Origin of the sequence: Pseudomonas sp. D3 (assembly GCF_029320995.1) — a bacterium.
GTDB classification, from domain to species: domain Bacteria; phylum Pseudomonadota; class Gammaproteobacteria; order Pseudomonadales; family Pseudomonadaceae; genus Aquipseudomonas; species Aquipseudomonas paraveronii.
The window spans coordinates 2,775,606-2,801,284 of sequence record NZ_CP119772.1 but is presented as its reverse complement, the minus strand read 5'-3'; the positions used below and the strand labels follow the sequence as shown (position 1 = coordinate 2,801,284).

Annotated in this window: 26 protein-coding genes; 11 read left to right on the top strand and 15 right to left on the bottom strand. The window is 61.1% G+C overall.

Features of this window, described 5'->3' with window-relative positions; genetic code table 11:
* Positions 1–3: 3 nt before the first annotated feature.
* Positions 4–822 (top strand): alpha/beta hydrolase, encoded by an 819-nt coding sequence (locus tag P3S72_RS12965; RefSeq protein ID WP_276197632.1) that lies wholly within the window; start codon positions 4–6, stop codon positions 820–822.
* A 55-nt stretch (positions 823–877) separates the two neighbouring features.
* Here the strand turns inward: P3S72_RS12965 and P3S72_RS12960 are convergent, their stop codons facing one another.
* Positions 878–1,264 carry a DoxX family protein gene (locus tag P3S72_RS12960; RefSeq protein ID WP_247406265.1) on the bottom strand — a complete coding sequence of 129 codons (387 nt, stop codon included), beginning with the start codon at positions 1,262–1,264 and terminating at the stop codon, positions 878–880.
* Between the two features lie 137 nt (positions 1,265–1,401).
* Here P3S72_RS12960 and P3S72_RS12955 point away from each other — a divergent pair, with 137 nt between their 5' ends.
* Positions 1,402–2,400: an NAD(P)H-quinone oxidoreductase gene (locus P3S72_RS12955; protein ID WP_276197631.1), complete on the top strand. Its 999-nt coding sequence runs from the start codon at positions 1,402–1,404 to the stop codon at positions 2,398–2,400.
* 93 nt (positions 2,401–2,493) lie between these two features.
* On the opposite strand, the gene P3S72_RS12950 is transcribed toward P3S72_RS12955, so the two are convergent.
* The 3 genes from P3S72_RS12950 to P3S72_RS12940 form a co-directional block, all read right to left on the bottom strand.
* Complete coding sequence (locus P3S72_RS12950; RefSeq protein ID WP_276197629.1) at positions 2,494–3,618, bottom strand: alkene reductase; 1,125 nt, start codon at positions 3,616–3,618, stop codon at positions 2,494–2,496.
* Between the two features lie 88 nt (positions 3,619–3,706).
* A complete protein-coding gene (locus P3S72_RS12945) occupies positions 3,707–4,384 on the bottom strand; it encodes a type 1 glutamine amidotransferase domain-containing protein (RefSeq protein ID WP_276197628.1) in 678 nt (225 codons plus the stop codon).
* A 26-nt stretch (positions 4,385–4,410) separates the two neighbouring features.
* On the bottom strand, positions 4,411–5,010 hold the full coding sequence (locus tag P3S72_RS12940) for a TetR/AcrR family transcriptional regulator (protein ID WP_276197627.1): 600 nt from the start codon (positions 5,008–5,010) through the stop codon (positions 4,411–4,413).
* A 173-nt stretch (positions 5,011–5,183) separates the two neighbouring features.
* Between P3S72_RS12940 and P3S72_RS12935 the strand changes: the two genes are divergently transcribed.
* Positions 5,184–6,128 (top strand): GlxA family transcriptional regulator, encoded by a 945-nt coding sequence (locus P3S72_RS12935; protein WP_253396638.1) that lies wholly within the window; start codon positions 5,184–5,186, stop codon positions 6,126–6,128.
* Here P3S72_RS12935 and P3S72_RS12930 read toward each other — a convergent pair.
* Positions 6,125–6,631: a GNAT family N-acetyltransferase gene (locus P3S72_RS12930; RefSeq protein WP_247408585.1), complete on the bottom strand. Its 507-nt coding sequence runs from the start codon at positions 6,629–6,631 to the stop codon at positions 6,125–6,127. The two genes, P3S72_RS12935 and P3S72_RS12930, sit on opposite strands and share 4 nt — an antisense overlap.
* A 180-nt stretch (positions 6,632–6,811) precedes the next feature.
* On the opposite strand from P3S72_RS12930, the gene P3S72_RS12925 reads away from it, so the two are divergent.
* Positions 6,812–7,684 (top strand): undecaprenyl-diphosphate phosphatase, encoded by an 873-nt coding sequence (locus P3S72_RS12925; protein WP_276197626.1) that lies wholly within the window; start codon positions 6,812–6,814, stop codon positions 7,682–7,684.
* 31 nt (positions 7,685–7,715) lie between these two features.
* Here the strand turns inward: P3S72_RS12925 and yghU are convergent, their stop codons facing one another.
* The gene (yghU, locus tag P3S72_RS12920) at positions 7,716–8,552 is read right to left on the bottom strand and encodes a glutathione-dependent disulfide-bond oxidoreductase (RefSeq protein ID WP_276197625.1); all 837 of its coding nucleotides are present in this window, start codon (positions 8,550–8,552) and stop codon (positions 7,716–7,718) included.
* A 198-nt stretch (positions 8,553–8,750) separates the two neighbouring features.
* Between yghU and P3S72_RS12915 the strand changes: the two genes are divergently transcribed.
* On the top strand, positions 8,751–9,353 hold the full coding sequence (locus P3S72_RS12915) for a glutathione S-transferase family protein (RefSeq protein WP_276197624.1): 603 nt from the start codon (positions 8,751–8,753) through the stop codon (positions 9,351–9,353).
* 6 nt (positions 9,354–9,359) lie between these two features.
* On the opposite strand, the gene P3S72_RS12910 is transcribed toward P3S72_RS12915, so the two are convergent.
* A complete protein-coding gene (locus P3S72_RS12910) occupies positions 9,360–10,127 on the bottom strand; it encodes an SDR family oxidoreductase (protein ID WP_276197623.1) in 768 nt (255 codons plus the stop codon).
* 163 nt (positions 10,128–10,290) lie between these two features.
* Here P3S72_RS12910 and P3S72_RS12905 point away from each other — a divergent pair, with 163 nt between their 5' ends.
* From P3S72_RS12905 to P3S72_RS12895, 3 genes are all read left to right on the top strand, one after another.
* Entirely contained in the window at positions 10,291–11,496 is a 1,206-nt protein-coding gene (locus tag P3S72_RS12905) for an ISL3 family transposase (protein WP_276192863.1), read from the top strand.
* A gap of 85 nt (positions 11,497–11,581) precedes the next feature.
* Entirely contained in the window at positions 11,582–12,730 is a 1,149-nt protein-coding gene (locus tag P3S72_RS12900; RefSeq protein ID WP_276197622.1) for an aldose epimerase family protein, read from the top strand.
* Positions 12,731–12,880: 150 nt separating this feature from the next.
* On the top strand, positions 12,881–13,312 hold the full coding sequence (locus P3S72_RS12895; RefSeq protein ID WP_276197621.1) for a hypothetical protein: 432 nt from the start codon (positions 12,881–12,883) through the stop codon (positions 13,310–13,312).
* A 52-nt stretch (positions 13,313–13,364) separates the two neighbouring features.
* Here the strand turns inward: P3S72_RS12895 and P3S72_RS12890 are convergent, their stop codons facing one another.
* Both P3S72_RS12890 and P3S72_RS12885 read right to left on the bottom strand, forming a co-directional pair.
* Entirely contained in the window at positions 13,365–14,342 is a 978-nt protein-coding gene (locus tag P3S72_RS12890) for a saccharopine dehydrogenase NADP-binding domain-containing protein (protein ID WP_276197620.1), read from the bottom strand.
* Between the two features lie 15 nt (positions 14,343–14,357).
* A complete protein-coding gene (locus tag P3S72_RS12885) occupies positions 14,358–15,101 on the bottom strand; it encodes an SDR family oxidoreductase (RefSeq protein WP_276197619.1) in 744 nt (247 codons plus the stop codon).
* Positions 15,102–15,239: 138 nt separating this feature from the next.
* Here P3S72_RS12885 and P3S72_RS12880 point away from each other — a divergent pair, with 138 nt between their 5' ends.
* Positions 15,240–16,124: an AraC family transcriptional regulator gene (locus tag P3S72_RS12880; RefSeq protein ID WP_276197618.1), complete on the top strand. Its 885-nt coding sequence runs from the start codon at positions 15,240–15,242 to the stop codon at positions 16,122–16,124.
* 70 nt (positions 16,125–16,194) lie between these two features.
* Positions 16,195–17,523: a putrescine-ornithine antiporter gene (gene potE, locus P3S72_RS12875; RefSeq protein ID WP_276197617.1), complete on the top strand. Its 1,329-nt coding sequence runs from the start codon at positions 16,195–16,197 to the stop codon at positions 17,521–17,523.
* Between the two features lie 114 nt (positions 17,524–17,637).
* Here potE and P3S72_RS12870 read toward each other — a convergent pair whose 3' ends face one another.
* The 6 genes from P3S72_RS12870 to P3S72_RS12845 are packed head-to-tail and all read right to left on the bottom strand — an operon-like array spanning position 17,638 to position 23,562.
* Complete coding sequence (locus tag P3S72_RS12870) at positions 17,638–19,380, bottom strand: ABC transporter substrate-binding protein (RefSeq protein ID WP_247397799.1); 1,743 nt, start codon at positions 19,378–19,380, stop codon at positions 17,638–17,640.
* A gap of 33 nt (positions 19,381–19,413) precedes the next feature.
* On the bottom strand, positions 19,414–19,686 hold the full coding sequence (locus tag P3S72_RS12865) for a DUF2160 domain-containing protein (protein WP_247397802.1): 273 nt from the start codon (positions 19,684–19,686) through the stop codon (positions 19,414–19,416).
* Positions 19,687–19,696: 10 nt separating this feature from the next.
* Positions 19,697–20,497 (bottom strand): carbohydrate ABC transporter permease, encoded by an 801-nt coding sequence (locus tag P3S72_RS12860; RefSeq protein WP_276197616.1) that lies wholly within the window; start codon positions 20,495–20,497, stop codon positions 19,697–19,699.
* 10 nt (positions 20,498–20,507) lie between these two features.
* Complete coding sequence (locus P3S72_RS12855; protein ID WP_247397808.1) at positions 20,508–21,374, bottom strand: sugar ABC transporter permease; 867 nt, start codon at positions 21,372–21,374, stop codon at positions 20,508–20,510.
* Positions 21,371–22,468 carry an ABC transporter ATP-binding protein gene (locus tag P3S72_RS12850; protein ID WP_276197615.1) on the bottom strand — a complete coding sequence of 366 codons (1,098 nt, stop codon included), beginning with the start codon at positions 22,466–22,468 and terminating at the stop codon, positions 21,371–21,373. Before P3S72_RS12850 ends, P3S72_RS12855 begins: the two co-directional genes overlap by 4 nt.
* A complete protein-coding gene (locus tag P3S72_RS12845) occupies positions 22,468–23,562 on the bottom strand; it encodes an ABC transporter ATP-binding protein (RefSeq protein WP_276197614.1) in 1,095 nt (364 codons plus the stop codon). The genes P3S72_RS12850 and P3S72_RS12845 overlap by 1 nt, the downstream gene beginning before the upstream one ends.
* A 287-nt stretch (positions 23,563–23,849) precedes the next feature.
* Here P3S72_RS12845 and P3S72_RS12840 point away from each other — a divergent pair, with 287 nt between their 5' ends.
* A complete protein-coding gene (locus P3S72_RS12840; RefSeq protein ID WP_276197613.1) occupies positions 23,850–25,667 on the top strand; it encodes a sigma-54-dependent Fis family transcriptional regulator in 1,818 nt (605 codons plus the stop codon).
* The last annotated feature ends 12 nt before the right edge of the window (positions 25,668–25,679 follow it).

The following is a 25,679-nucleotide window of genomic DNA, read 5'->3' as shown; positions in this document are numbered from 1 at the left end:
TCCATGAGCACATTCGTTGCCAAAGACGGTACCCAGATCTACTTCAAGGACTGGGGCAGCGGTAAACCCGTGCTGTTCAGCCATGGCTGGCCGCTGGATGCCGACATGTGGGAATACCAGATGGAATACCTGAGCAGCCGCGGCTTTCGCACCATCGCGTTTGACCGCCGCGGTTTCGGGCGCTCTGACCAGCCGTGGACCGGTAACGACTACAACACCTTTGCCGACGATATCGCCCAATTGATCGAACACCTGGACCTCAAGGACGTGACCCTGGTGGGTTTCTCCATGGGTGGCGGCGACGTCGCGCGCTACATCGCCCGCCATGGCAGCGCCCGTGTCGCCGGCCTGGTGCTGCTGGGGGCGGTGACGCCGCTGTTCGGTCAGAAACCGGACTACCCGCAGGGCGTTCCCGCCGATGTGTTCGACGGCATCAAGGCCGGCCTGCTGAAAGACCGTGCGCAGTTCATTGCTGATTTCAACCCGGCGTTCTTCGGCATCAACAAAGGCCAGAAAGTCTCCGACGGCGTACTGACCCAAACCCTGCAGATCGCCCTGCTGGCGTCGCTCAAGTCGACCGTGGATTGCGTCACGGCCTTCGCCGAGGCCGACTTCCGTGCAGACATGACCAAGATCGATGTGCCGACCCTGGTGATCCACGGCGATGGCGACCAGATCGTGCCGTTCGAAACCACCGGCAAGGTGGCAGCCGAGATGATCAAGGGTGCCGAGTTGAAGGTCTACAAGGATGCGCCGCACGGGTTTGCAGTGACCCACGCCCAGGCCTTGAATGAAGACCTGCTGGCGTTCCTCAAGCGCTGAAGCGCTTAGACTCCCTTCTCCTTATTTTGGCCGGGCTTGCCCGGCCTTTTTTTGCTCAGGCAACACGTTGACCGAGGGTGAAGCGACCCGGCCCGGCGATCAGGATGCTGGTGAAAATGATCAACAGCAGCCAGCCGAACTGCCCTTCAAACAACGTCCATTGCGGATGCACCACGAGCATCGCGATCAGCAGCACCGCGAGGATCGGCAGGCAGGCCAGGCGCACCAGCACCCCGGCGATGATCAGCAGCGGGCACAACACTTCGGCGAAAATTGCCAGCAATAGCGTGACGTTGGCCCCCAGGTGAAACGGGTCTTCGATCAGCTTTAGCTGTTCGCTGTAACCCAACAGCTTGGGCAAACCGTGTACCCACAAGAGGAACGCAGCCGCGCTGATCCGCAAAAACAGGAGGCCGAGGGCCTGGTTTGTTGATTCATTCATAAACACCCTGCATCCGTAAAAAATCATCGACATCGATTGTGTTCGCCAAGCTGGGTGTACGCTTGCATGTTTGTGCTGAACCGCCCGCCGCTCGATGCGGTCCCAAGCCATACGCTCATCGCTACAGGAACTCTCGAATGACGCTCCCGAAAGAAATGACCCTGATAGAAATCACCCGCCCCGGCGGCCCTGACGTCCTGCAACCGCGCCGGGCCGATGTACCGGCGGCAGGCCCGGGCGAGATCCTGATTCGGGTGCAGGCTGCCGGGGTCAATCGCCCGGACGCGTTGCAACGCGCCGGCAAGTACCCGATGAAACCCGGCATGAGCCTGATTCCAGGGCTGGAAGTGGCGGGTGAAGTGGTGGCGCTCGGTGACGGCGTCAGCGAGTATGCCCTCGGCGACAAGGTGTGTGCCCTGACCAATGGCGGCGGCTATGCCCAGTTTTGCGCGGTGCCCGCCAGCCAGGCGCTGCCGATCCCAGAGGGTATGGACTGGATTCAAGCCGCCGCCGTGCCGGAAACCTTCTTCACCGTGTGGGCCAACCTGTTCGGCCTCGGCGACGCGCACACAGGCCAGCGTGTGTTGGTCCACGGCGGCACCAGTGGCATCGGCACCACCGCGCTGATGCTCTGCCGCGAGTTCGGCATCCAGGCCTTCGCCACTGCCGGTAGCGCCGACAAATGTGCGGCCATCGCCAAGCTGGGCGCCGAACCGATCAATTACCGCGAGCAGGATTTCGCCGACGTCATCGCGCAAAAGACCGATGACAAGGGGGTTGATGTGATCCTCGACATCATGGGTGCCTCGTACCTGAACAACAACCTCAAGGCCCTGGCCATGGACGGTCACCTGGTGATGTTGGGCTTTCTCGGGGGTGGCAAGGCCAATGACGTCGACCTGCTGACGATCCTCGCCAAACGCGCGGTGATTACCGGTTCACTCTTGCGCGCACGCAGCAAGGAGGAAAAGGCCGCAATTGCCGAACAGCTGCGCGAATACATATGGCCCGTGCTGGCCGCCGGGCGTTGCCTGCCGATCATCGACAAGGTCTACGCATACACCGATGCCGCCCAGGCCCATGCGCGGATGGAAGGTGGGGAGCATATCGGCAAGATTGTGTTGCGGGTGGCCTGACACCTAAACAGTCGCCTTGATGCAGGCACTGTCGGGCCTTGGCAGGGCTCGACAGGTTCCACAAAAACCGGCCTTTGCGAGCCAGTCGACAACCTATTTCGCATGCACCGGGTAATCGATATAGCCCACCTCATTGCCGCCATACATCCCCTCCGCCCGCAGCGGATTCAACGGCCAGCCATTGAAAATCCGTTGCGGTAAATCCGGGTTGGCGATGAATGGACGCCCGAACGCAATCAGGTCGGCCAGCCCCGCGTCGACCAACCGCGCACCGCGCTCGGCGGTGTAACGCCCGGCGTAGATAATTCGGCCTTGGAAGGTGTCACGCACGGCCTGACGGAACGTGTCGGGCAGGTCGGGCGCGTTGTCCCAATCAGCTTCGGCAATGGAGACGTAGGCGATGCCCGACGCTTGCAGCACCTTGATCGCTTCGAGGTAGGTGTGGTGCGGGTCGTCTTCCACCAGGCCGATGTACACCCGGTCCTGGTCGGTGCCGCTGAACAACGGCGAAAAACGTACCCCCAGGCGTTCCGGTCCAACCACTTTGCTGACCGCCTCGACGATCTCACGCAAAAAGCGCAGACGGTTGTGCAGCGAACCACCGTACTCATCGTCGCGCTGGTTGGCGCGGGCCGAGATGAACTGGTTGACCAGATAACCGTTGGCGGCATGGATCTCGACCCCGTCAAACCCCGCGTCCAGCGCATTGCGTGCGGCCTGTGCGTAATGCCCGACCAGTTCCTTGACCTCAAGGGTGGTCAACGCACGGGGCACGGGCGGTTGTACCAAGTCACCCACGCCAGGCCCGGTGGCGATAAACGCCTTCGCTTGCTCGGCCTGGATCGCGGACGGCGCGATGGGCGCGGCGCCGTCAGGCTGCAACGCGTTATGGGACACCCGGCCCACATGCCAGAGCTGAGCGAAGATCACCCCGCCTTCGGCATGCACCGCGTCGGTGACGGTGCGCCAGCCATCGATCTGCGCCGGGGTGTAGATGCCCGGCGTCCAGGCGTAACCCTGGCCACGCGGCTCGATCTGCGTGCCCTCAGTGACCATGAAACCGGCCGAGGCACGTTGACGGTAATACTCAGCCATCAACTCGGTGGCGATATCGCCGGGTTGCGCGCTGCGTTGGCGCGTCAGCGGTGGCAGCACGACACGGTTCTTCAAGGTGTGGTGCCCGAGTTGTATCGGGGTACTTAAAACACTGTGGGTCATTCGAAATATTCCAAATTCAGGACGAACGAAAGCGTCGGCGGCTCCTGAGAGCCGCCAAGCAATAAAGCAGTAAAAGTGAGGGGTTAACTTACGCGGTGAGTTTCAGCAGGGCCTTGGCCACATCGCTGGAGCTGGCGGGGTTCTGCCCGGTGACCAGCAAACCATCTTCAAGCACAAAGGATTGCCAATCGGCGCCCTTCTCATACTTGCCGCCCAGCGCCTTGAAATCGTTTTCAATCAGGAACGGCACCACGTCGGTCAGGCCGACTGCGGCTTCTTCCGAGTTGGAGAAGCCGGTGACGCGACGACCCTTGATCAGCGGCTCACCATTGACCGCCTTGACGTGGCGCAAGGCGCCCGGTGCGTGGCAGACAAAACCGATGGGCTTGCCGGCACGCTCGAACGCCTCGATCAGGGCGATGGACACCGGCGACTCCGCCAGGTCCCACAGCGGGCCGTGGCCACCTGGGTAGAACACGGTGTCGAAGTCGGCGGTGTTGACCGTGTCCAGCTTGACGGTGCTGGCCAGGGCCTGTTGCGCGGCCGGGTCGGCGGCAAAGCGGCGGGTCTGTTCGGTCTGCGCATCCGCTTGATCACTCACCGGGTCCAGCGGCGGCTGGCCACCGGCCGGGGATGCCAGCACCACATCGGCGCCGGCGTCCTTGAACACGTAATACGGCGCCGCAAATTCTTCGAGCCAGAAGCCGGTCTTGCGGCCGGTATCGCCCAGCTGGTCGTGAGAGGTCAGTACCATTAATACTTTCATTTTCCAGTGCCTCGATAGGGTGAAGGTCAGTGTGTGTCAGGGCAACCCAACAGCTGTCGGGTCAGTAGCAGCGCCTGATCAAAAGGCGCGGATGTACGGGTGATCTTGCTCATGACGCTGGTCCCCAGCCATAACGCATACAGGCTGCGGGCCAGGCTTTGCGGGGTTTGCGTCACTGTCAGCGAACCGTCTTCGACGCCGCGCCCAATCGCGTCGGCCAGCAAGGCGATGGTCCTGGATGTGCCGCGATCCAGGGCCAATCGCATCGGTTCTGAAAGGTCTGACACTTCTGCACCGAGTTTGACGGCAAGGCATTTGCCCGCGTCGGTGCAACCGGTCTGATTGTCGATCCAGCATTGCCAATAGCGCATCAACTTGGCGTGTTGGGATAGCCCAGGCGCGTCGAACAGTTGCGCCATCCCCTGCACGTAGTGATCGAAGTAGGTATCGAGCAATACCACACCGAACGCGTCTTTGGAGTGGAAGTAGTGATAAAACGAACCTTTCGGCACATCGGCAGCTTGAAGTATTTCGTTCAGGCCCACCGCAGAAAACCCTTTGGCGCCGACAATCGATTGCGCCGTCTCCAGAATGGTCTGCCGGGCACTTTTGGTTGCGCTGTTCATGCTTCACTCCGTCCGATTAGACCAGTCGTCTAGTTCGTGGGGTGAATGTTAGGAGCCGGGCCGGACGCCCACAATGTCATATACGCAAGGATTCCGGACATGACGCGAACCCGGTTGCCGTTTTCCCGGCACGCGCCGACAATCGCCCCTCCCGCCCGCGTTGGAGAATGGCGATGCACAGCGTTGCGCTGATGGTTTACCCGAACTTCCAGTCCCTGAGCCTCAGCCTGGGCTCGGTGTTCGAGTGCGCGAACCTGCTGCGCGGCGAGCCGGCCTATGAGTTTCACCTGGTGTCCGAGAGCGGCGGCGCGGTGATGACGTCGCAGGGGTTCTCGGTGAATACCACGCCGATCCGGCCGCAGGGCTATGACACCCTGATCGTCAGCGGTTACCTGGAGTTTCGTCTGCCGGAGGCCAACCTGCTGGAGCTGGTCAAGGCTGCGTCGGCGCAATCGCGGCGCGTCGCCTCGCTGTGTACCGGCATTTTTGTGCTGGCCGAGGCCGGATTATTGGCGGGTAAGCGCACCACCACCCACTGGATTCACGCGCCGGCGTTTCGCAAGCGCTACCCGGATATTCAGCTGGAAGAAGACAAGCTGTTCGTCGTCGACGGCCAGATCTGGACCGGCGCCGGCATGAGCGCCGGGGTCGACCTGGCGCTGGCGATGGTGGAGAACGACCTGGGCAGCGACCTCGCCCGGCGCATCGCGCGCAAGCTGGTGATTGCCCAGCGCCGGGGCAGCGAACAGTCGCAGCTATCGGCGTTGCTGGAATTGGACCCCAAGTCCGACCGCATACAACTGGCCCTGGCCTACGCCCGCGAAAACCTGACCCACGACCTGTCGGTGGAAGCCCTGGCCGATGTCGCCCGGCTCAGCCCGCGTCAGTTCAGCCGGGTGTTTCGTGAAGAAACCGGGCAGACCCCGGCCAAGGCCATCGAGTCACTGCGAGTGGAAGCCGCGCGGGCGATGATGGAAACCAGCCGCCACCCGGTCGAAGTGGTGGCCCGCGAAACCGGCTTCGGCGACCGCGAGCGCATGCGCCAGGCGTTTCTGCGCGCCTTTGGGCAACCGCCCCAGGCCATGCAACAGGCTTTTTTTGGCGAACGCAGCGCTTAGTGCAACGACGCCCGCGTAATCAGGTAACTGGTCAATTGCGGATCATCGTCCAGCTCTAGGGTCTGCACCGGGCGTGGCAGGTTATCCAGCACGGTGCGCCAGAACGCCTGGGACACTTCATCCTGATCATAGAAGCGCACCAGCCAGTTGGCCGCGCCGCTGCATAGCACCTGGGTCGCGATCGCGCTGCCGATGCCCTTGCGGCGGTAGCGCTTGAGGATGAACAGGTCGGCCAGTTCCAGGGCATCGATGCCCGGTAACTCACTGCCTTCGATCAGCAGGAAACCGGCGATATAGCCATCGACCAGCAGCAGGTTGGCGCTCCATTGCGGGTCTTGCCAGTAGCGGTTCAGGTGTTCGTCATGGATGTAGAAGCGGCCGTCCGCCTCCACATCTTCTTGCTCCCAGTCCGAAGACTCATAAGCGTAGTACTGGTACAGGTTGCGGATCAGCTCGGACGCTTCCGGGCCGGTCTGGATCAATTCGACGGTGGTTTCAGGCATGAGGCTCTCGGTGAAAAAACGCAGGGCGCCATTGTTCACAAAACCCTGCCCCAGTCCAATAGCGGCTTGAACCTTTCTACTTGCTGAACCGATTGCAAATAGGCGCGGCCTTGTCCGAACCCTCGAAACATTTCGAATAAACTTCGCCGGCTTGCCTCTTTTTTCTCAAGGACACGTACTTTGACCAACGTCTGTTCCGCCGGCCTGGATGTGGGCTTTGCCTCCCTGGATTACCTGCAGATTTTCATCCTGGGCGTGATCCAGGGCATTACCGAGCTGTTGCCGGTGTCGTCCACCGCCCATATGCGTGTGGTGCCCGCCCTGCTCGGCTGGCAGGACCCGGGCTCGGCGTTTTCGGCGGCGATGCAATTGGCGGCGCTGGCAGCGGTGGTCAGTTACTTCTGGCGCGATGTGCGCCAGGTGGTCACCGGCAGTATTGGCGCGGTACGCCAGGGTGATTACAACAATCAGTGGTTCAAGCTGGCGGTGGCGATTGTGCTAGCGACCATTCCGATCGGCATTGCCGGCCTGGCGTTGTCCTCGACCTTGAATGCGTGTAACTCACCGCTGCGCGGGCTGATGGTGATCGGCATTGCCTGCGTGGTGATGGCGGTGTTGCTGGCGGCGGCCGAACTGAGTGCGCGGCATACGCGCAAGGTGAGTGAAATGCGCCTGCGCGACGCGCTGATCGTCGGCATCGCACAGATTGGCGCCTTGATTCCTGGGGTCTCGCGCTCCGGTTCCACGCTGACCGCCGCGCTGTTCCTCAACTTCAAGCGTGAAGAAGCCGCGCGTTTCTCGTTCCTGCTGGGCCTGCCGGCGATCGCCCTCGCCGGTTTGAAGGAGCTGTGGGTGCTGCTGCACGCCGACATGCCGGCCCATGCCTGGCCGCACTTGCTGTTTGGCCTGGTGGTCGCCAGCGTCTCGGCGTTCTTCGCGATCTGGGGCCTGATGAAGTTCCTGGAGCGGTTCTCCACCTGGCCGTTCGTGATCTACCGCGCACTGCTGGGGATCTTCCTGATCGTGGCGGTCAGCACCGGGTTGTTGAGCTAAGCCTCAGGGGCGCAACGGCGCGGCATCGACCTTAACGATCGAAATCGCGCGCATCGTGCCGCTCCGGCAACTGCTCTTCGAGCGGCCCGGACACCCGGTTGACCCGCCGCCCGCGCTGCACCGCCGGCCGCGCCTCGATCGCATCGGCCCAACGCAGCACGTGCTTGTAATCCTGCACCGAGAGAAACTGCGCCGCGTCATACAAGCGGCCTTTGACCAGGCCACCGTACCAGGGCCAGATGGCGATATCGGCGATGGTGTATTCGTCACCGGCAATGTACTCGCTCACGGCCAGGCGCTGGTCGAGCACATCCAGTTGACGCTTGGTTTCCATGGCAAAGCGGTTGATCGGGTACTCCATCTTGCTCGGCGCATACGCGTAGAAATGCCCAAAACCACCCCCCAGGGACGGCGCGCTGCCCATCTGCCAGAACAGCCACGACAGGCACTCGGCACGGGCCGCGGGTTCAGTGGGGAAGAACGCGCCGAATTTCTCCGCCAGGTACTGCAGGATCGCGCCGGACTCAAACACGCGAATCGGCGTAGCACCGCTGCGGTCGAGCAAAGCAGGGATTTTCGAGTTCGGGTTCACCGCGACAAAGCCGCTGCCGAACTGGTCGCCGTCACCGATCTTGATCAGCCAGGCGTCGTATTCCGCACCGGTATGCCCGAGGGCCAACAGCTCTTCGAGCAGGATCGTGACCTTCTGCCCATTCGGCGTGGCCAGCGAGTACAACTGCAACGGGTGTTTGCCGACCGGCAGGGTCTTGTCGTGGGTCGCCCCGGCGATGGGGCGGTTGATACTGGCGAACGTGCCGCCACTTTCGGCGTCCCAGGTCCAGACCTTGGGGGGTACGTATTCGGTCATGCTCACGGCTCCTGATGTGCTTGCGGTCAACGAAGCGTTCCAGACTAAACCAAAGGCAGGTGGCGCGTCACACCTGCAGCGCCGCGCCCACCGTAATGGGCGGCGCACGGGCATTGCGCGTTCAAACATTGCACAGACCGAACGAGTGCCTTTTAATCTTCCAGGCACCGCAATTCACCCGGCATCAATGGAGGCTTTATGAGACTGATCGGAATGCTCGACTCACCCTACGTGCGTCGCGTGGCCATTTCCCTGGAACTGTACGGCGTGGATTTTGTGCATGCGCCCTTGTCCGTGTTCAGCACCTACAGCGAATTTGCGCGGATCAACCCCGTGGTCAAGGCCCCGACCCTGGTGCTGGACGATGGCACCGTGTTGATGGACTCCAGCCTGATCCTGGATTACCTCGAAGCCCTGGCCCCGGCCGACAAAAAACTGCTGCCGCAGGCCCCTACGGCACGCGCCAAAGACCTGCAACTGCTCGGGCTGGCCCTGGCGGCCTGTGAGAAAAGCGTGCAGATCGTGTATGAACACAACCTGCGGCCGGCCGAGAAGCAGCATGCGCCGTGGCTTGAGCGCGTCAACGCGCAATTGCTGGCCGCGTATACGCTGCTGGACCAACACCTGAGCCAGACCGACAACGAAGCGCTGACCCAGGCCTCGCTGACGGCGGCGGTCGCCTGGTCCTTCAGCCAGTTCACCGTGGCCTCGGTCGTCAAGGCGGACGCGTTCCCCCATGTGCAACGCCACGCCGAGCGACTGGAGCAGCATCCAGCCTTCAAGCGCTGCCCGATCGTGTAACCCGCTCTACACCCAGCCGCCATCGACAATAAAGTTCTGCGCCGAACACATCGCCGACGCCTGCGAAGCGAGAAACAGCGCCATGTTGGCGATGTGTTCCGGCAATACGCTGCCAGGCAGGCACTGGCTGCGGCTGATCAGTTCCTTGGCAGCGTCGTCGACCCACATCATCAGTTGTTTTTCGGTCATCACCCAGCCCGGCACCAGCGTATTCACGCGGATACGGTCCGGGCCCAGTTCGCGCGCCAGCGCCCTCGTCATGCCGTGGGCGGCGGCCTTGCTGGCGGCGTACACCGGGTAGCCGGCGGAGGCCATCATCCAGCCAACGGAGCCCAGGTTGATGATCGAACCGCCGCCCGCCCGCTTCATCATCGGCACCACGGCCTTGGTGGCAAAAAAGGCGTGCTTGAGGTTGACGGCAATCAGCTTGTCGAAGGTCTCCGAGTCGACTTCCTCCAGGGTATGACGCACGTCGTTGGCGGCATTGTTCACCAGCACGGTGATCGGCCCCAGGGCGTATTCGAAGCGCGCAATCGCGGCCTTGTAGGCAATCTCGTCGGTGATATCGCAATGCCCGAACTCGACGGTATGCCCCTGGGCACTCAACAACGCGGCCAGGCGCTCGCCCTGGCCTTGCGCGCGATCGACGAAAGCCACCTTGGCCCCCTGCCCGGCGAAGGCGCGCACCATGAATTCGCCGATCCCCGAAGCGCCTCCGGAAATCAACACGGTCTTGCCCTTAAGGTCGGGATAAACGGCCTGTTCAGTACTCATATCAAGGTTGCCTCGATCAATTAGTCTTATTTTATTTTACGAAATCGGCGTTTAAGGCTATAAATTTGGTTCTTCACGGAATCTCGGGAAACACAGAAACAAGAACGCCGATTTGGTTGATGATGTTCGTGCGAGCAAACACATCTAACAAACCGGCGTTCTTATGCGAGATATTAATACTTTCCTTCCCTTTTGGGAGGGCTTTTCTGTCGTCAACATCAAGCCTGACGGCGATGCCCTTCAGATCGACCTGATCCCCCATGCCACCCGGTTCCCATGTTGTGGCGGCTGTCAAAAGCTCTGCTCAACCACTCATGAGTATTGCGAGCGCATCATTCGTGATTTGCCTATTCTCGGCCATGCGGTGCGCTTGAGCGTTTTGCTCCGGCGCGTTGGTTGCCGCGATTGTGGCAAGCGTATGGAGGCCGTTAGTTGGCTGGATCGCTATGCCCGCATGACCCGGCGCCTGGCAGAGGCCGTCATTCAAGCGTGCGAGCGCCTTCCAACGCTGCACGTGGCGCAGATGTTTGGCCTGCATTGGGAGACCGTTCGTTTACTGGAGCGTCGAGCCCTGCAAGCAGCATTAAGCGTTTTGCCAAAGGCGAAACCGCGACGCTTGGTCATGGACGAGTTCGCACTCTTCAAAGGTCATCGTTATGCCACCGTTGTCCTGGATGCGGATACGCGACGGGTGCTGTGGATCGGCGAAGGCCGTAGTCGGGCGGCGGTTAGACCCTTTTTTGAAGAGCTGGGGCCCGAGGGCTGCGCGCTAATCGAAGCGGTGGCGATGGACATGAACACCGCTTTTGATCTGGAGGTTCGTCACCACTGCCCCAAAGCGCGAGTGGTCTACGACCTCTTTCATGTGGTGGCCAAATATGGTCGAGAGGTAATTGACCGGGTTCGTGTCGACGAAGCCAATCGACTGCGCCATGACAGGCCTGCACGCAAAGTCATCAAGCAGGCGCGATGGTTACTGCTGCGCAATCCTGAGAACCTGAAAAACCCAGAGCAACAGGTTCATTTGCAGGATCTGCTGGCGGCCAACCAGTCGCTGATGACGGTCTATTTAATGAAGGCTGAACTCAAAACGCTCTGGACGCCGAGCACCGCCTGGGACTGGAGATCAGCTTGGAACCAATGGCTGCGTCACGCCCATGAAAGCGAGATACCTGCCCTGATGCAGTTTGCCAAAAGACTAAAGGGTTACTGGCGAGGCATCGTCAGTCGGGTTCGCTGGCCAATGCACACCGGTCAGTTGGAAGGAATAAACAATCGAATAAAGGTGATCAAGCGTATGGCGTATGGTTACCGGGATAGCGAATTCTTTTTCATGAAGATCAAGAGCGTCTTTCCCGGTAATCCGTGAAGAACCATAAATTTGCGGTCACACCGACAAAATATCGCACATTAGTAGAACTATTCCACTCAAAACAACAAAAGGAAGTTCGACCATGAAGCACCCTCGATACCTGCTGTCCGGCCTTGCCTTGTCCATGCTGATCGCCAGCGGTGGCGCGCAAGCGGCCGGTCTGTCCAGTGAACATAAACCGTTTGGGAAAACCAACGACGGCAGCGCCGTCGAGCAATACATATTGCGCAACAGCCATGGCATGCAAGCCACGGTGATCACCTATGGCGGCGTGTTGCAGGCGCTGAAAGTGCCGGACAAGCACGGCAAGGTCGAGGACGTGGTGCTCGGCTTCGACGACGTGCAGGGCTATCAGCGCGGCACGGCGTTTTTTGGCGCGACCATCGGCCGCTTCGGCAATCGCCTGGCTGGCGGTGCGTTTGAACTCGACGGCAAGCGCTATCAGGTGCCACTCAACGATGGTCCCAATTCGCTGCATGGCGGCGCCCAGGGCTTCGACAAGCGCGTGTGGCAAGCCAAGCCCGTCAAGGACAAGGATTCGGTCGGCGTAACCCTGACTTACCTGTCCAAGGACGGTGAGATGGGCTTTCCCGGCAACCTGACCACCGAAGTCACGTATCGGCTCAACGACAACAACGAACTGCACATCGACTACAAGGCCACCACCGACAAACCGACGGTGCTCAACCTCACCAACCACAGCTATTTCAACCTCGCCGGCGCGGGCAACGGCGATATCCTCAAGCAGGTGGCGACGTTGCATGCCAGCCACTACACGCCAGTGAATGCGACCTTGATCCCCACCGGCGAACTGGCGCCGGTCAAGGGCACGCCGATGGACTTTCTCCAGCCCACTGCCATCGGCCAGCACATCAAGGACGATCATCCGCAACTCAAATTCGCCGAGCCGAAACAGGGCGGGTTTGACTTCAACTGGGCGCTGGACACCCAAGGCGATCTCAAACAACTCGCCGCCGACGTGTACGACCCCGACTCCGGCCGCCGTTTGCAGCTCTACACCACCGAACCTGGAGTGCAGTTCTATACCAGCAACTTCCTCGATGGCTCGGTGAAGGGCAAGGCAGGCAAAACCTACAAGCACTGGAGCGGTTTCACGCTGGAGACCCAGCACTTTCCCGACGCGCCGAACCAACCGAAGTTTGCCTCGACACGCCTGGACCCAGGGCAGACCTACACCCAGCGCACCGTCTTCAAGTTCTCCGCCGATTGAGGCTGGCGGCCGGCTTACCGGCGACCAAAACACGGTCGCAGGCAAGCCGGCGTCCGGATCTATTGTGATGCAAATAGTCCCCAAAACCGTGCTTGGCTGCTATTGTGCCGCGCTTTGAAAAGCCGCCGCCTACCAGCAAGGAAATGGACGTTGAACACTGACGAAAAAATGACCGGGGACCTGTTCGAGGTGGATAAGCGCCTGTCACTCAAACCCGTGGTGGACTTCAACACCTACCTGCGCAACGCGTTTGGCGACGGCCCATGCACCTGCGTGCGCTGTGCTGCCAGTGGCGGGGATGAAACCGGCTATGCGTTCCAGCACACCTTCAACCTCGACGCCAAACCCACCCACCGCCGCTTTGCCTCGACGGCCGGCAGCGATGTGTTGTTGATGTTGAAGAAGGCGTGGCTCTCGTACACCAAGGCGGAATTGCCGCTCAGCGGCGTGCTGGCGTTGCCGACGGTAAAGGAGTTTGTCGAGCCGCAGTTGCACAAACGCCTGGCGCCGCTGTTTCTGGCCAGCGGGTTGGCAAAGGAGGTGGACGGCGAACTGCGCATCCAACCGCAGGCGATGGCCTGATCCCCTCCCCTGAAAACCACCGAAATCCAATTTGGGGCTCAGGCGCCGGGCGCTATAAATCGATGATCCGCGTGCCTGCAATCGTCTGTGCAAAACCCACGCCGAACAGGCCTGCCGGGGTTGCAAAACCTACACGCCGCTCGCCGCCGAGTACGCGACGTGCGGCTTCCACGGCGGCCAGCGGCGTGTAGCTATAGCCATTGACGGTCTCGATCACGGAGCGCGTAACGCTGCCGTCGGCAGCGGTCACTTCGGCCACGGCGCGGGCGCGGTGGGCATCGCGTTGCGCCTGGTTGGGGCCGTCGGGCAGTTGTGACAGGTCACCGTCGGGGAAGGCCTCGCCAGTGATATGCACGAACATGGCGATATTGGGAATGCCCGTGGAGTGCCACGCGGTGACCAGGTCGCCAAACGAAAGCGGTGCGCACAAGACCGGACCGGCGCCGAAATCCAGGTGTTGCGGTGGCGCGTCCGGGGTGGCGACCAGGTGACCATCGATGCGCGCCAAGACGCCGGCGCCGATGATCTCGCCGACACTCATCGCCGAACCACGCGACATGGCGCCGGGCACCTGCAGCGCGATCCTCAGCGCATGGGGTTGCTGCACGCGGCTGGCGACGTGCATCGCCAGACTGTCAGTGGGAACCACGTCCCAGCCCACGCCAGGCAGCAGCATCACGCCGGCCTCACGGGCGTCAACACCGAGTTGCTCGGCCAGCCGGTACACATTGATCTCGGCGGTGATGTCGAGGTAATCGGTACCGCTGGCGATACAGGCGCGCATCAATGGCTGGGCGGTGTGTACGAACGGCCCGGCGAAATTGAGCAGGACGTCGATGCCCGTGAGGCTGGCGGCGGCATGCTCATCCGCGCTGAACACACGGTAGGCAACGTCCAACTGTGCGGCGAGAGCTGCCAGGGCCGTTGCGTTGCGGCCCGCAATCACCAGGTCGAGCCCGAGTGCCTTGGCGTGCTCGGCCGCCATGCGCCCGGTGTAGCCGGTGGCACCGTAGATCATCAACGTTTTCATAAGGTGTACTTCCAATCAGATGAGGTAACCGCCCGCGACTTCAATCGTCTGGGCATTGATCCAGCGGCCTTCCTCAGACAGCAGCATCGCAATCACGCGCGCCACGTCTTCCGGCTCGCCGACCCGACCCAGGGCAGTTTGCCCGGCCAGCAGTGCTTCGAATTCATCGTTCAAGCCACCGCCCAGTTCGGTGCGAATGGCGCCAGGGGACACCGCGTTGGCGCGGATACGCCGCGCGCCGAACTCCTTGGCCATGTAGCGGGTGAGCACATCCAGGCCGCCCTTAAACGCGGCATACGGTGCGACGCCGGCAGTGGCGACACGGGTGGTAGCGCTGGTGAGGTTGACGATGCCGGCATGCTCTTCCAGCAGCGGCAGCAAGGTTTGGGTGAGGAAGAACGGGCCCTTGAGATGCACATTGAACAGGCCGTCGAACTGCGCCTCGGTCACCGACTCAAGGGGGTTGAACAGACCGTAGCCAGCGTTGTTGACCAGCCCGCTCAAGCTGTTCACGCCCCACGTGGCGCTCAGGGCCAGTGTCACTGTGTCGCGAAAGGCCGCGAAAGCACTCACATCGGCGACGTCCAGTTGCAGCGCGAGCGCCTTACCGCCGGCGGCTTCGATGCGCTGCACCACCGCCTGTGCCGCGTCGGTGTTACGGTTGTAAGTGAGGATCACGCCGTGGCCCTGGCGGGCACACCATTCGGCGGTACTGGCACCGATTCCACGGCTGCCTCCGGTAATCACGATGACGCTCATGGCCTGCTCCACTGTCGAAAAGTTAAGTGACCACAATAGCGATCGCCCTACCCTGGGACGCTGCCGTTCCTACTCCAATCCTGCCTGTTTCTGCTTTTCCCTTGCGCAAGGTTCATCAGTGGGATCAGCATGGCTCTCATGAATAATCAATTGATCGAACTGCGCGCCTTGGCCGCCAAGGCGGAAAACCGTCGCACCGAGACTGGCATCCCGCGCGTGGCGATGGTCCAGGGCGCGATTCCGGAGCATATGCTCGCGGCCGTGTACGACCCGATGATCAACCTGATCCTCCAGGGCAGTAAGTGCATGACCGTGGGCGACCGCACCTTGCATTACGACCCGGCGACGTATTTTGTGATGTCCATCGAGTTGCCCGCCGTGGGGGTGGTCAACCCGGCGAGTACCGGTGAGCCGTACCTGGCGGTCAGCCTGACCCTGGACCCGACGGTGCTCAGCACCTTGCTCAATGACCTGCCGGCGCCCAGCGGCCGCGGCGAGCAGGAAGCCGGGTTTTCCGTGGCGGCGGTGACGCCTTCATTGATGGACGCTTGGGTACGCATGCTGCGCCTGATGGGCGATCCGGTGGCGATTGCAGCCCTGGCGCCAGCCTACGAGCGGGAAATCCTCTACCACGTGCTGCAAGGCCCGCACGGTTGGATGCTGCGGGAAATCGCCGCGCCGGACACCGCCATGGCGCGGGTCAGCCAGGCGATCCAGTGGATCCGCCGCGACTTTGCCGAACCGATCCGGGTAGACGCGCTGGCTTCGCTGGCGGCGATGAGTGTTTCGGCGTTTCATCGGCACTTCAAGGCGGTGACCAACCTGAGCCCGTTGCAGTATCAGAAACGCGTGCGCCTGCTGCACGCGCGCACATTGATGGTGGCCAGTGCGAGCAGCGTGACCCAGGCCGCGTTCGAGGTGGGGTATGAAAGCCCGACCCAATTCAGCCGGGACTACGCACGGGTGTTCGGCTTGCCACCGGCACGGGATACGGCGCGGATTCTCAGCGCGACTAAAGGATAGAGCGGCTAAAACCGTCATCTGACGGCCTCAGCACAGGCTCGGGTTTTGCATTGATCACAAGGAGTTTCGGATGACCACACCCAGCAAGAAGATGAGCCTGTTGGGCCTGACCACCCTGGTAGCGATTAACATGATGGGCTCGGGGATCATCATGTTGCCGGCCAGCATGGCGCAACTGGGTGCGATTTCGCTGCTGTCGTGGGTCGTCACCGCGCTCGGTTCAATGGCGATTGCCTACGGCTTCGCCCAATGCGGGATGTTCTGTACCCGCACCGGCGGGATGTCGGCGTATACCGAGGAGGCCCACGGCAAGTCGGGGTTTTTCCTGTGTTCGTTTCTGTATTTTCTGTCGCTGATCATCGCCAATGTGGCGATTGCAATTTCGGCGGTGGGCTATTTGTCATCGTTTATTCCGTGGCTGGGTAGCGGGCCGGTGCCGTTGTTGGTCGGCAGCCTGGCGCTGATCTGGCTGACCACCGTGGCCAACTTCGGCGGCCCGCGCATCACTGGGCGCATCGGTGTGGTGACGGTATGGGGCGTGATCATTCCAGTGGCGGGGCTCTGTGTGATCGGTTGGTTCTATTTCAAGCCCGAGGTGTTCACGGCCGCCTGGAACCCACACCAACTGCACCTGTGGGACGCCGTCAGTGCGAGTATTCCTCTGACCCTGTGGGCCTTTCTTGGCATGGAGTCGGCCGCCCAGGGCTACGATGCGGTGGAGAACCCCAACCGCACCGTGCCCCTGGCCTGCCTGCTCGGCACGCTTGGGGTGGCCGTGGTGTATGTGCTGTCGACCTCGGTGATCCAGGGCATCGTGCCCAATGCCGAACTGGCCGCGTCCTCGGCACCGTTTGCGCTGGTTTACGCGCAGATGTTCAACCCCGGGGTCGGCCAGCTGATCATGGCGCTGGCGGTGCTAGCCTGTATCGGTTCGTTGCTGGGCTGGCAATTCACCCTGGCGCAAACGGCCAAGATGTCGGCGGACCAACGCCTGTTTCCGCGCTTTTTCAGCCGCGTCAGCGCCGCGAATGCGCCAGTGCTGGGGTTGCTGGCCTGTGCCACGCTGCAAAGCCTGATTGCCTTGTCGACCATCTCGCCCACTGCCAGCGCGCAGTTCAGCAAACTGGTGAACCTGGCGGTGGTGACTAACCTGTTGCCTTATGTGACCGCCCTCACCGGCTTGCTGGTGATGATGTATAAGGCGCACGCCAGCGCGACGGTGCAGGCGCGCAATACGCTGGTGGTGCTGGTGGCCGTGGGGTATTCGCTGTATGCGATTTATGCCTGCGGTGAAGACGCGGTGTTTGGCGCGATGCTGGTGCTGGCGTTCGGGTATCTGTTGTATGGCTTTCTGGCCAAGCGGTTTGTCGGGGAACAGGTCTATCCCCCTGACAGATGAAGATCAAAATGTGGGAGGGGGCTTGCCCCCGATAGCGATGGTTCAGTCAATGCATGTATCGACTGGCGCCGCAATCGGGGGCAAGACCCCTCCCACATTTTCTACCGAGTGCGTTTATTTACGCGCCGCCTCCCACTGTTTGAGCAGGTCGCCGTAGGCCACGGTTTCGCCTTTGGGTTTCTCGTTGGCCAGTTTCGGCTTCGGCGCGCCCGGCTGGTCGAACCAGTATTGGGCGTCGCGTTCCGGGTTCATTTTCGGCCCGCACACCGGTTGCACTTTGGAACGCTCCAGGCGCGCCATGATCGCGTCTTGCTCCTTGGCCAGATTGTCGAGCGCCTGTTGCGGGGTTTTCTCGCCACTGGCGGCCGCTGCGATGTTGCTCCACCACAGTTGCGCCAGGCGTGGATAGTCGGGCACGTTGGTGCCGGTCGGGGTCCACTCCACCCGGGCCGGGCTGCGGTAGAACTCCACCAGGCCACCGAGTTTCGGCGCCAGGTCGGTCATGGCTTGGGAGTTGATGTCGGACTCACGAATCGGCGTCAGGCCAACGATGGTTTTCTTCAGCGACACGGTTTTCGAGGTGACGAACTGCGCGTACAGCCAGGCCGCGAGTTTCTGCTTCTCAGGCGTCGATTTGAGGAAGGTCCAGGAACCCACGTCCTGATACCCCTTCTTCATGCCCTTTTCCCAATACGGCCCGACGGGCGATGGCGCCATGCGCCATTTCGGCGTGCCGTCGGCGTTTACCACAGGCAGGCCCGGTTTGGTCATGTCGGCGGTAAACGCGGTGTACCAGAAGATCTGCTGGGCGATATTGCCCTGGGACGGCACCGGGCCGGACTCGGAGAAGGTCATGCCCGCCGCTTCCGGTGGCGCATAGGCTTTCATCCAGTCCACGTATTTCTGCGTGGCAAACACGGCGGCCGGGCCGTTGGTGTCGCCGCCACGGGTCACGCTGGAGCCCACCGGGTGGCAGTCCTCCACGCGAATGCCCCACTCATCCACCGGCAAACCGTTGGGCAAACCCTTGTCGCCACCGCCGGCCATGGAGAACCAGGCATCGGTGAAGCGCCAGCCCAGGGACGGGTCTTTCTTGCCGTAGTCCATATGCCCATAGATGCGCTTGCCGTCGATTTCCTTGACGTCTTCGCTGAAGAATTTGGCGATGTCTTCGTAGGCCGACCAGTTCACCGGCACGCCGAGGTCATAGCCGTACTTCTCCTTGAACTTGGCTTTCAGCTCGGGACGTTCGAACCAGTCGGCGCGGAACCAGTACAGGTTGGCGAATTGCTGGTCGGGCAACTGGTAGATCTTGCCGTCCGGCGCGGTGGTGAAGGAGATCCCGATGAAGTCCTTGATGTCCAGGGTCGGCGAGGTGAAGTCCTTGCCTTCGTTGGCCATCAGGTCGGTGATGGATTCGGTCTTGCCGTAGCGAAAGTGCGTACCGATCAAGTCGGAGTCGTTGACCCAACCGTCATAGATGTTCTTGTCGGACTGCATTTGGGTCTGCAGTTTCTCCACCACGTCGCCTTCCTGCAGCAGGTCGTGGGTCAGCTTGATGCCGGTGATTTCACTGAAGGCCTTGGCCAGTACCTTGGATTCGTACTCATGGGTGGTGAGGGTTTCCGACACCACGTTGATCTTCATCCCACGGAACGGTTCGGCGGCCTTGATAAACCACTTGAGTTCCTCGAGCTGCTGGTCGGCCGTGAGGGTCGACGGTTTGAACTCGCTGCCGATCCATTTTTTCGCCGCCTCTTCATACGCATCGGCCCAGGCCGTGGCGCTCAAACCACTGAGGGCCAGTACGGCGGCCAATGAAATGCTATGTCGCAGCTTATTGTTTTTATCGAACATAGAGACCTCCTGGTTGTTTATTCATACGGAGCGCTAGCCCCAACGCATCACAGACAACAGCCACACCACAGACAGCGCGGACGCCACCCAGATGCTCCAGTCGGTTACGCCGATCACCAGCAGGTGCAGGTAGGCGCTTCCGAGAAGACCGATAAACAAACGATCACCACGGGTGGTGCTGATCGGCAAAAAACCGCGCCGAGGGATACTCGGCGAGCGCAGTTCCCAGGTGGTCATGCCCGCCAGAATCAGGGCGATACCGCCAAAGAACAGCGCGGTCGGGGTGGTCCAGGCCATCCATTCCATCATCGACTCCTCAGACCCGGCCCAGGGCAAAGCCCTTGGCCACGTGGTTGCGCACAAACCAGATCACCAGCATGCCGGGCAGGATGGTCAATACCCCCGCCGCTGCCAGCACGCCCCAATCGATCCCCGACGCCGAGACGGTGCGGGTCATCACCGCCGCGATGGGCTTGGCGTTGACCGAGGTCAGCGTGCGCGCCAGCAGCAGTTCGACCCAGGAAAACATGAAGCAGAAAAACGCCGTCACGCCGATGCCGGAGCCAATCAACGGGATAAAAATCTTCACAAAGAACTTGGGAAAGGAGTAGCCGTCGATGTAGGCCGTTTCGTCGATTTCCTTGGGCACGCCAGACATGAAGCCTTCGAGAATCCACACCGCCAATGGCACGTTGAACAGGCAATGCGCCAAGGCCACCGCGATATGCGTGTCGAACAGGCCGATCGACGAATACAGCTGGAAAAACGGCAGCAGAAACACCGCCGGTGGCGCCATACGGTTGGTCAGCAGCCAGAAGAACAGGTGCTTGTCGCCCAGGAAGCGATAGCGCGAGAACGCATAGGCCGCCGGCAGCGCCACGCTCAGGGAGATCACGGTGTTCAGGCTCACGTAGTACAGCGAGTTCAGATAACCGGTGTACCAACTCGGGTCGGTGAAGATCACCTTGTAGTTGGCCAGGGTAAAATGCTGCGGAAACAGCGTGAGCCCGCCGAGGATTTCGGTGTTGCTTTTGAAGGACATGTTCAGCAGCCAGTAGATCGGCACCAGCAGGAACAGCATGTAGATCAGCAGCGGTATGAGTTTGCGCTTGCTCATGTTGGCGGCCTCAACGGTTGGCGTCGGAATGGGTCATGGCGGTGTAGAACAGCCAGGACACCAACAGGATGATCAGGAAGTACACCAGGGAAAACGCTGCGGCCGGGCCCAGGTCGAATTGGCCGACAGCCATCTGGGTCAGCGTCTGACTGAGGAACGTGGTGGCGTTACCCGGCCCGCCGCCGGTCAGTACGAAGGGCTCGGTGTAGATCATGAAACTGTCCATGAAGCGCAGCATCACCGCGATCAGCAGCACGCTTTTCAGCTTCGGCAACTGGATGTGTCGGAAAACCGCCCACGCCGACGCCCGATCGATACGCGCTGCCTGGTAGTACACGTCCGGAATGGCGCGCAGCCCCGAGAAGCAAAGCAGCGCCACCAGGGACGTCCAGTGCCAGACGTCCATCACCAGCACCGTGACCCAGGCGTCCATGGTGTTGGCCGCATAGTTGTAGCTGATGCCCATGGCATTGAGGGTGGAGCCGAGCAGGCCAATATCGGCGCGGCCGAAGATCTGCCAGATGGTGCCCACCACGTTCCACGGAATCAGCAGCGGAATGGCGAGGATGATCAGCACCAGCGATGACCAGCGCCCCTTGGTCGGCATGGTCAGGGCGATGGCGATGCCCAGCGGGATTTCGATCAGCAGCACGCACGCCGAGTAGATGAACTGGCGCAACAACGAGTCGTGCAGACGCGGGTCGAGCAACACCTGCTTGTACCAGTCGGCGCCGACGAAATAGCGACTGGACTGGTCGAAAATGTCCTGCACCGAGTAGTTGACCACCGTCATCATCGGGATCACCGCACTGAATGCCACCAGCAGGAACACCGGCAACACCAGCCACCAGGCCTTGTTGTTCTGCACCTTGTTCATGGCAGCACCTCCAGCAGGTAATCGTCGGCGTAGAGCATCAACCACTGCGTGGGGAAGCTGATGGAGGCGCGCCCCTCGGGCACCGGTTTGTCTTCGGCCAGGCGCACTTTCAGCGGTGCGCCGTCGAGGTTGAGGGTCAGGATCTTGTAGGTGCCGAGGTCCTCCACATAAACGACGTCGGCCTGGAGGGCGTCGGGATTTGGCTCATCCCACACGTGAATGAATTCCGGGCGGATGCCCACCTGCAAGGTCGTGTAGTGCGTATCGGTAATGCGTTGCTGCAACGCGGCGGACATGGGCAGCTGGGTGCCGGCAAAGCGCACGCCGCCCGCCTCGGCCTGCACTTCGATCAGATTCATCCCCGGGCTGCCGATGAAATAGCCGACAAACGTATGGCTCGGCCGCTCGAACAACTCGCGTGGCGTGCCGAACTGCACGATCTGCCCGCCGTACATCACCGCGATCTTGTCGGCGAAGGTCGAGGCTTCCAGTTGATCGTGGGTCACGTAGACCATGGTGATATTGAACTGCTCGTGGATCTGCTTGAGCTTGCGCCGCAGTTTCCATTTGAGGTGCGGGTCGATCACCGTCAGCGGCTCATCGAACAGGATCGCCGAGACATCGTCGCGCACCAGACCACGGCCCATGGAAACTTTCTGTTTTTCGTCGGCGGTGAGGTTGCGCGCCTTTTTGCCCAGCAGGCTTTGCAGGTCGAGGACTTCGGCGATTTCCTGCACTTTGCTGTGAATTTTCGCCTCGGCCATGCCCTGGTTACGTAACGGGAAAGCTAGGTTGTCGAACACCGTCATGGTGTCGTACACCACCGGGAACTGGAACACCTGGGCGATGTTGCGTTTTTCCGGGGTCAGCTCGTTGACCACTTTATGGTCGAACAGCACCTGCCCTTCGGACGGGCTGAGCAGGCCGGAGATGATATTGAGCAGGGTCGACTTGCCACAGCCCGAAGGCCCGAGCAAGGCGTAGGCACCGCCCTGCTCCCACACATGGTTCATTTCCCGAATGGCGTAGTCTTCAGGACCAGTCGGCGTAGGGCTGTAGCTGTGCGCCAAGTTCTGCAAATGGATCTCGGCCATCAGGCAACCCTCGCGACACGGCGTCCGGGCGCCTGGACCAAACGGCCCTGGCTGTCGAACACAAACAGTTTATGGGTGGGGATGTACACGCGGATCGGCGCGTCGACGTCGTACTCATGCACCCCCGGCAAGTGCAGCACCAGCAGGAAATGCTCGCTGCGTACATGCAGGAAGGTTTCCGAGCCACTGATCTCGGCAACTTCCACGGTCACCGCCAGTTCGAGGTCGTCGTCGTTGCTGGGCACCAGGGCGATATGGCTGGGGCGCACACCAAAGCGGAACTCGCCCTCGCCGATGGGGCGCAGGTCGACGTTGAGCGGGAAATGAATGAAATTGGCGAAGCTCACTTCGTTGCCGCTGATGCGTCCCGGCATCAGGTTGATCGGCGGTTCGGAAAACAACTCGGCGGCCAATACGGTTTGCGGCTGGTGGTAGACCTCGGCCGCCTTGCCGCTCTGGATCACCCGGCCTTCGTGGAGGATGGTGGTGGTGCCGCCGAGCGCCAGCGCTTCGTTGGGCTCGGTGGTGGCGTAGATGGCAATGGTGTGGCGGGCCTTGAACAGCTCGCGCATTTCCTGACGCAGTTCTTCGCGCAGTTTGTAGTCCAGGTTCACCAACGGCTCATCGAACAGGATCAGTTCGGCATCCTTCACCAACGCGCGGGCCATCGCCGTGCGTTGCTGCTGGCCGCCGGACAGTTCCAGCGGGTGACGCTTGAGGAATTTCTCGATGCGCAGCATCTTCGCGGTTTCGAGCACCTTGCTCTGGATCAGCTCGTTGGACACACCGGCCTGGCGCAACGGCGAGGCGATGTTCTCGAACACGGTCATGGTCGGGTAGTTGATGAACTGTTGATACACCATCGACACGTTGCGCAGGCGCACCGGTTTATGCGTGACATCCACGCCGTTCATCAGGATGCGGCCGCTGTCGGGCTTGTCCAGGCCGGCCATCAGGCGCATCAGGCTGGTCTTGCCGGACAGGGTGCGACCGAGCAGCACGTTGAAAGAGCCGGCCTCGAAACGCAGGTTGGCATCGTCGATCCAGGTCTGGCCTTCGATGACGCGGGAGACATGTTCCAGGGTCAATGACATGACACGCCCTTTTTTATTATTGGAATGAATCTGGCCAGTCGTCAGAGCGAGTTTCATGCCAACTGCGGCAGGTGCTTGATCCACAAGCAAATGCCCTGAAAGAGATGTTCGGGAGTGAACAAAAATGAACAATGCTGACTGAACAACTGAACACTCGCCGGGTTGACAATGAACAGTTCTGAACAACACTGTTTTAACCCGATTTACTGAACACCGCCCCTCCCACATTGACTTGGTTACATCCGTTAGATTGTGCAAGACCCCAAAACAATAAAAAGAAGGTCTCCATGGCCGAACCGCTGACTCACGACACCCTCATCCAGGACTCCTGGCGCCGCTGCCGCGCGTTCGGCCTGGACCATCTGAGCCCACCCAGCTTTGACCAACTGCCCGCCGAGGGCATTAGCCAATTGCTGGAGAGCCAGCATTCCTTGGTGCAGACCACCCACCAGGAAGTATTGCCTTACTACGAGAACATCCTGAGCAACTCCAACTGTCTGATCATGCTGGCCGACAACCAGGGCCAGGTGTTGACGTCGTGGGGCACCCAACGCTTCATCGAACCCAAGTTGGCCCGTGGTTTCAGCGCCGGCGCCAGTTGGATGGAACGCTCCAGTGGCACCAATGCCATCGGCACAGCGTTGGCCTGCGCCCAGGCGGTGCATATCGAACACGATGAGCACTTCCTCAAGGCCAACCGCTTCATGACCGGCTCGGCGGCGCCGATCTTCGACGCCCAGCGCGAAATCATCGCGGTGCTGGACGTGTCCAGCGACAGCTACCTGCCGCCCTCCCACACCCTGGGCATGGTCAAGATGATGAGCCAGACCGTGGAAAACCGGCTGATCCTCAACCTGTTTCGCGGCGAGCATTTCCAACTGACCTTCAACACCGGGCTGAACAACCTCGACAGTCAATGGGCGGGCCTGCTGATCTTTGATGAAAGCGGCCAGGTGTTGTCGGCCAATCGGCGCGCCGACAATTTGCTGGGCATCAGCCTGTCGCGGGTGATGATCGACCGTTTGTTCAAGGTGTCGATGCTGGAGTTACTGAATCAGCCGCAGGGTTTGCCGTTTTCCTTGCAGGCGGCAGGCCGCAATCGCTTCCAGTGTTTATTGAAGCGGCCCAAGCAGATGCCGGTACACGCGCGCGTTTTCAGCCAACCGGCGCCGCCTAAAGCCGCATCGATCAGCCTCAACACCCTGCATTTCGGCGATGTGCGCGTGGAAAAGGCCGTGCGCCAGGCCGAACGCCTGCTGGAAAAGGACATTCCGCTGCTGATCCACGGTGAAACCGGCGTGGGCAAAGAGGTGTTCGTCAAAGCCCTGCACCAGGCCAGTTCGCGCAGCCAACAGGCGTTTATCGCGGTGAACTGTGCGGCGATTCCCGCTGAACTGGTGGAATCGGAACTGTTCGGCTACGAAAAAGGCGCGTTTACCGGTGCCAATCAAAAAGGCAGCATCGGCCTGATCCGCAAGGCCGACAAGGGCACACTGTTTCTCGACGAGATCGGCGATATGCCACTGCCGACCCAGGCCCGCTTGCTGCGGGTCTTGCAGGAGCGCTGCGTGCAACCGGTGGGCAGCAGCGAACTGTTCCCGGTGGATTTGCGCATCATTTCCGCCACCAACCATGTACTACGCGAGCAGGTGCAGGCCGGGCGCTTTCGCGAGGATTTGTACTACCGCATTGGCGGATTGACCCTGGAGCTGCCGCCACTGCGCGAGCGCACTGACAAGCAGGCGCTATTCCAACACCTGTGGCAGCAACACCGCGAACCGACCCAATGGGCCGGGCTGAGCGCCGAGGTGCTGGCGTTGTTCGAGCAGCACCCGTGGCCGGGCAATTTGCGCCAGGTCAGCAGTGTGTTGCAGGTGGCGTTGGCCATGGCCGAGGGGCAGGCGATCCGTCCGGAGCATCTGCCGGATGATTTCTTCGTGGATCTGAACGTGACGGCGCCGCTGCCCGCCAGCGCGTCTCTAGATGACAGCGTCGATCTGACGCTGCGCTTGAAAGCGGCGGGCGGGAATATTTCCCACCTTGCGCGGGAACTCGGAGTGAGCCGCAACACGCTGTACAAGCGCCTGCGCCAAGGCAATGACTGAACAAACGCGATT

Coding starts and splice junctions, on each gene's coding strand:
- P3S72_RS12965 (WP_276197632.1), top strand. CDS start 4: ATGAGCACATTCGTTGCCAAAGACGGTACCCAGATCTACTTCAAGGAC.
- P3S72_RS12960 (WP_247406265.1), bottom strand. CDS start 1,264: ATGAATGAATCAACAAACCAGGCCCTCGGCCTCCTGTTTTTGCGGATC.
- P3S72_RS12955 (WP_276197631.1), top strand. CDS start 1,402: ATGACGCTCCCGAAAGAAATGACCCTGATAGAAATCACCCGCCCCGGC.
- P3S72_RS12950 (WP_276197629.1), bottom strand. CDS start 3,618: ATGACCCACAGTGTTTTAAGTACCCCGATACAACTCGGGCACCACACC.
- P3S72_RS12945 (WP_276197628.1), bottom strand. CDS start 4,384: ATGAAAGTATTAATGGTACTGACCTCTCACGACCAGCTGGGCGATACC.
- P3S72_RS12940 (WP_276197627.1), bottom strand. CDS start 5,010: ATGAACAGCGCAACCAAAAGTGCCCGGCAGACCATTCTGGAGACGGCG.
- P3S72_RS12935 (WP_253396638.1), top strand. CDS start 5,184: ATGCACAGCGTTGCGCTGATGGTTTACCCGAACTTCCAGTCCCTGAGC.
- P3S72_RS12930 (WP_247408585.1), bottom strand. CDS start 6,631: ATGCCTGAAACCACCGTCGAATTGATCCAGACCGGCCCGGAAGCGTCC.
- yghU (WP_276197625.1), bottom strand. CDS start 8,552: ATGACCGAATACGTACCCCCCAAGGTCTGGACCTGGGACGCCGAAAGT.
- P3S72_RS12915 (WP_276197624.1), top strand. CDS start 8,751: ATGAGACTGATCGGAATGCTCGACTCACCCTACGTGCGTCGCGTGGCC.
- P3S72_RS12910 (WP_276197623.1), bottom strand. CDS start 10,127: ATGAGTACTGAACAGGCCGTTTATCCCGACCTTAAGGGCAAGACCGTG.
- P3S72_RS12905 (WP_276192863.1), top strand. CDS start 10,291: ATGCGAGATATTAATACTTTCCTTCCCTTTTGGGAGGGCTTTTCTGTC.
- P3S72_RS12900 (WP_276197622.1), top strand. CDS start 11,582: ATGAAGCACCCTCGATACCTGCTGTCCGGCCTTGCCTTGTCCATGCTG.
- P3S72_RS12890 (WP_276197620.1), bottom strand. CDS start 14,342: ATGAAAACGTTGATGATCTACGGTGCCACCGGCTACACCGGGCGCATG.
- P3S72_RS12885 (WP_276197619.1), bottom strand. CDS start 15,101: ATGAGCGTCATCGTGATTACCGGAGGCAGCCGTGGAATCGGTGCCAGT.
- P3S72_RS12880 (WP_276197618.1), top strand. CDS start 15,240: ATGAATAATCAATTGATCGAACTGCGCGCCTTGGCCGCCAAGGCGGAA.
- potE (WP_276197617.1), top strand. CDS start 16,195: ATGACCACACCCAGCAAGAAGATGAGCCTGTTGGGCCTGACCACCCTG.
- P3S72_RS12870 (WP_247397799.1), bottom strand. CDS start 19,380: ATGTTCGATAAAAACAATAAGCTGCGACATAGCATTTCATTGGCCGCC.
- P3S72_RS12865 (WP_247397802.1), bottom strand. CDS start 19,686: ATGGAATGGATGGCCTGGACCACCCCGACCGCGCTGTTCTTTGGCGGT.
- P3S72_RS12860 (WP_276197616.1), bottom strand. CDS start 20,497: ATGAGCAAGCGCAAACTCATACCGCTGCTGATCTACATGCTGTTCCTG.
- P3S72_RS12855 (WP_247397808.1), bottom strand. CDS start 21,374: ATGAACAAGGTGCAGAACAACAAGGCCTGGTGGCTGGTGTTGCCGGTG.
- P3S72_RS12850 (WP_276197615.1), bottom strand. CDS start 22,468: ATGGCCGAGATCCATTTGCAGAACTTGGCGCACAGCTACAGCCCTACG.
- P3S72_RS12845 (WP_276197614.1), bottom strand. CDS start 23,562: ATGTCATTGACCCTGGAACATGTCTCCCGCGTCATCGAAGGCCAGACC.
- P3S72_RS12840 (WP_276197613.1), top strand. CDS start 23,850: ATGGCCGAACCGCTGACTCACGACACCCTCATCCAGGACTCCTGGCGC.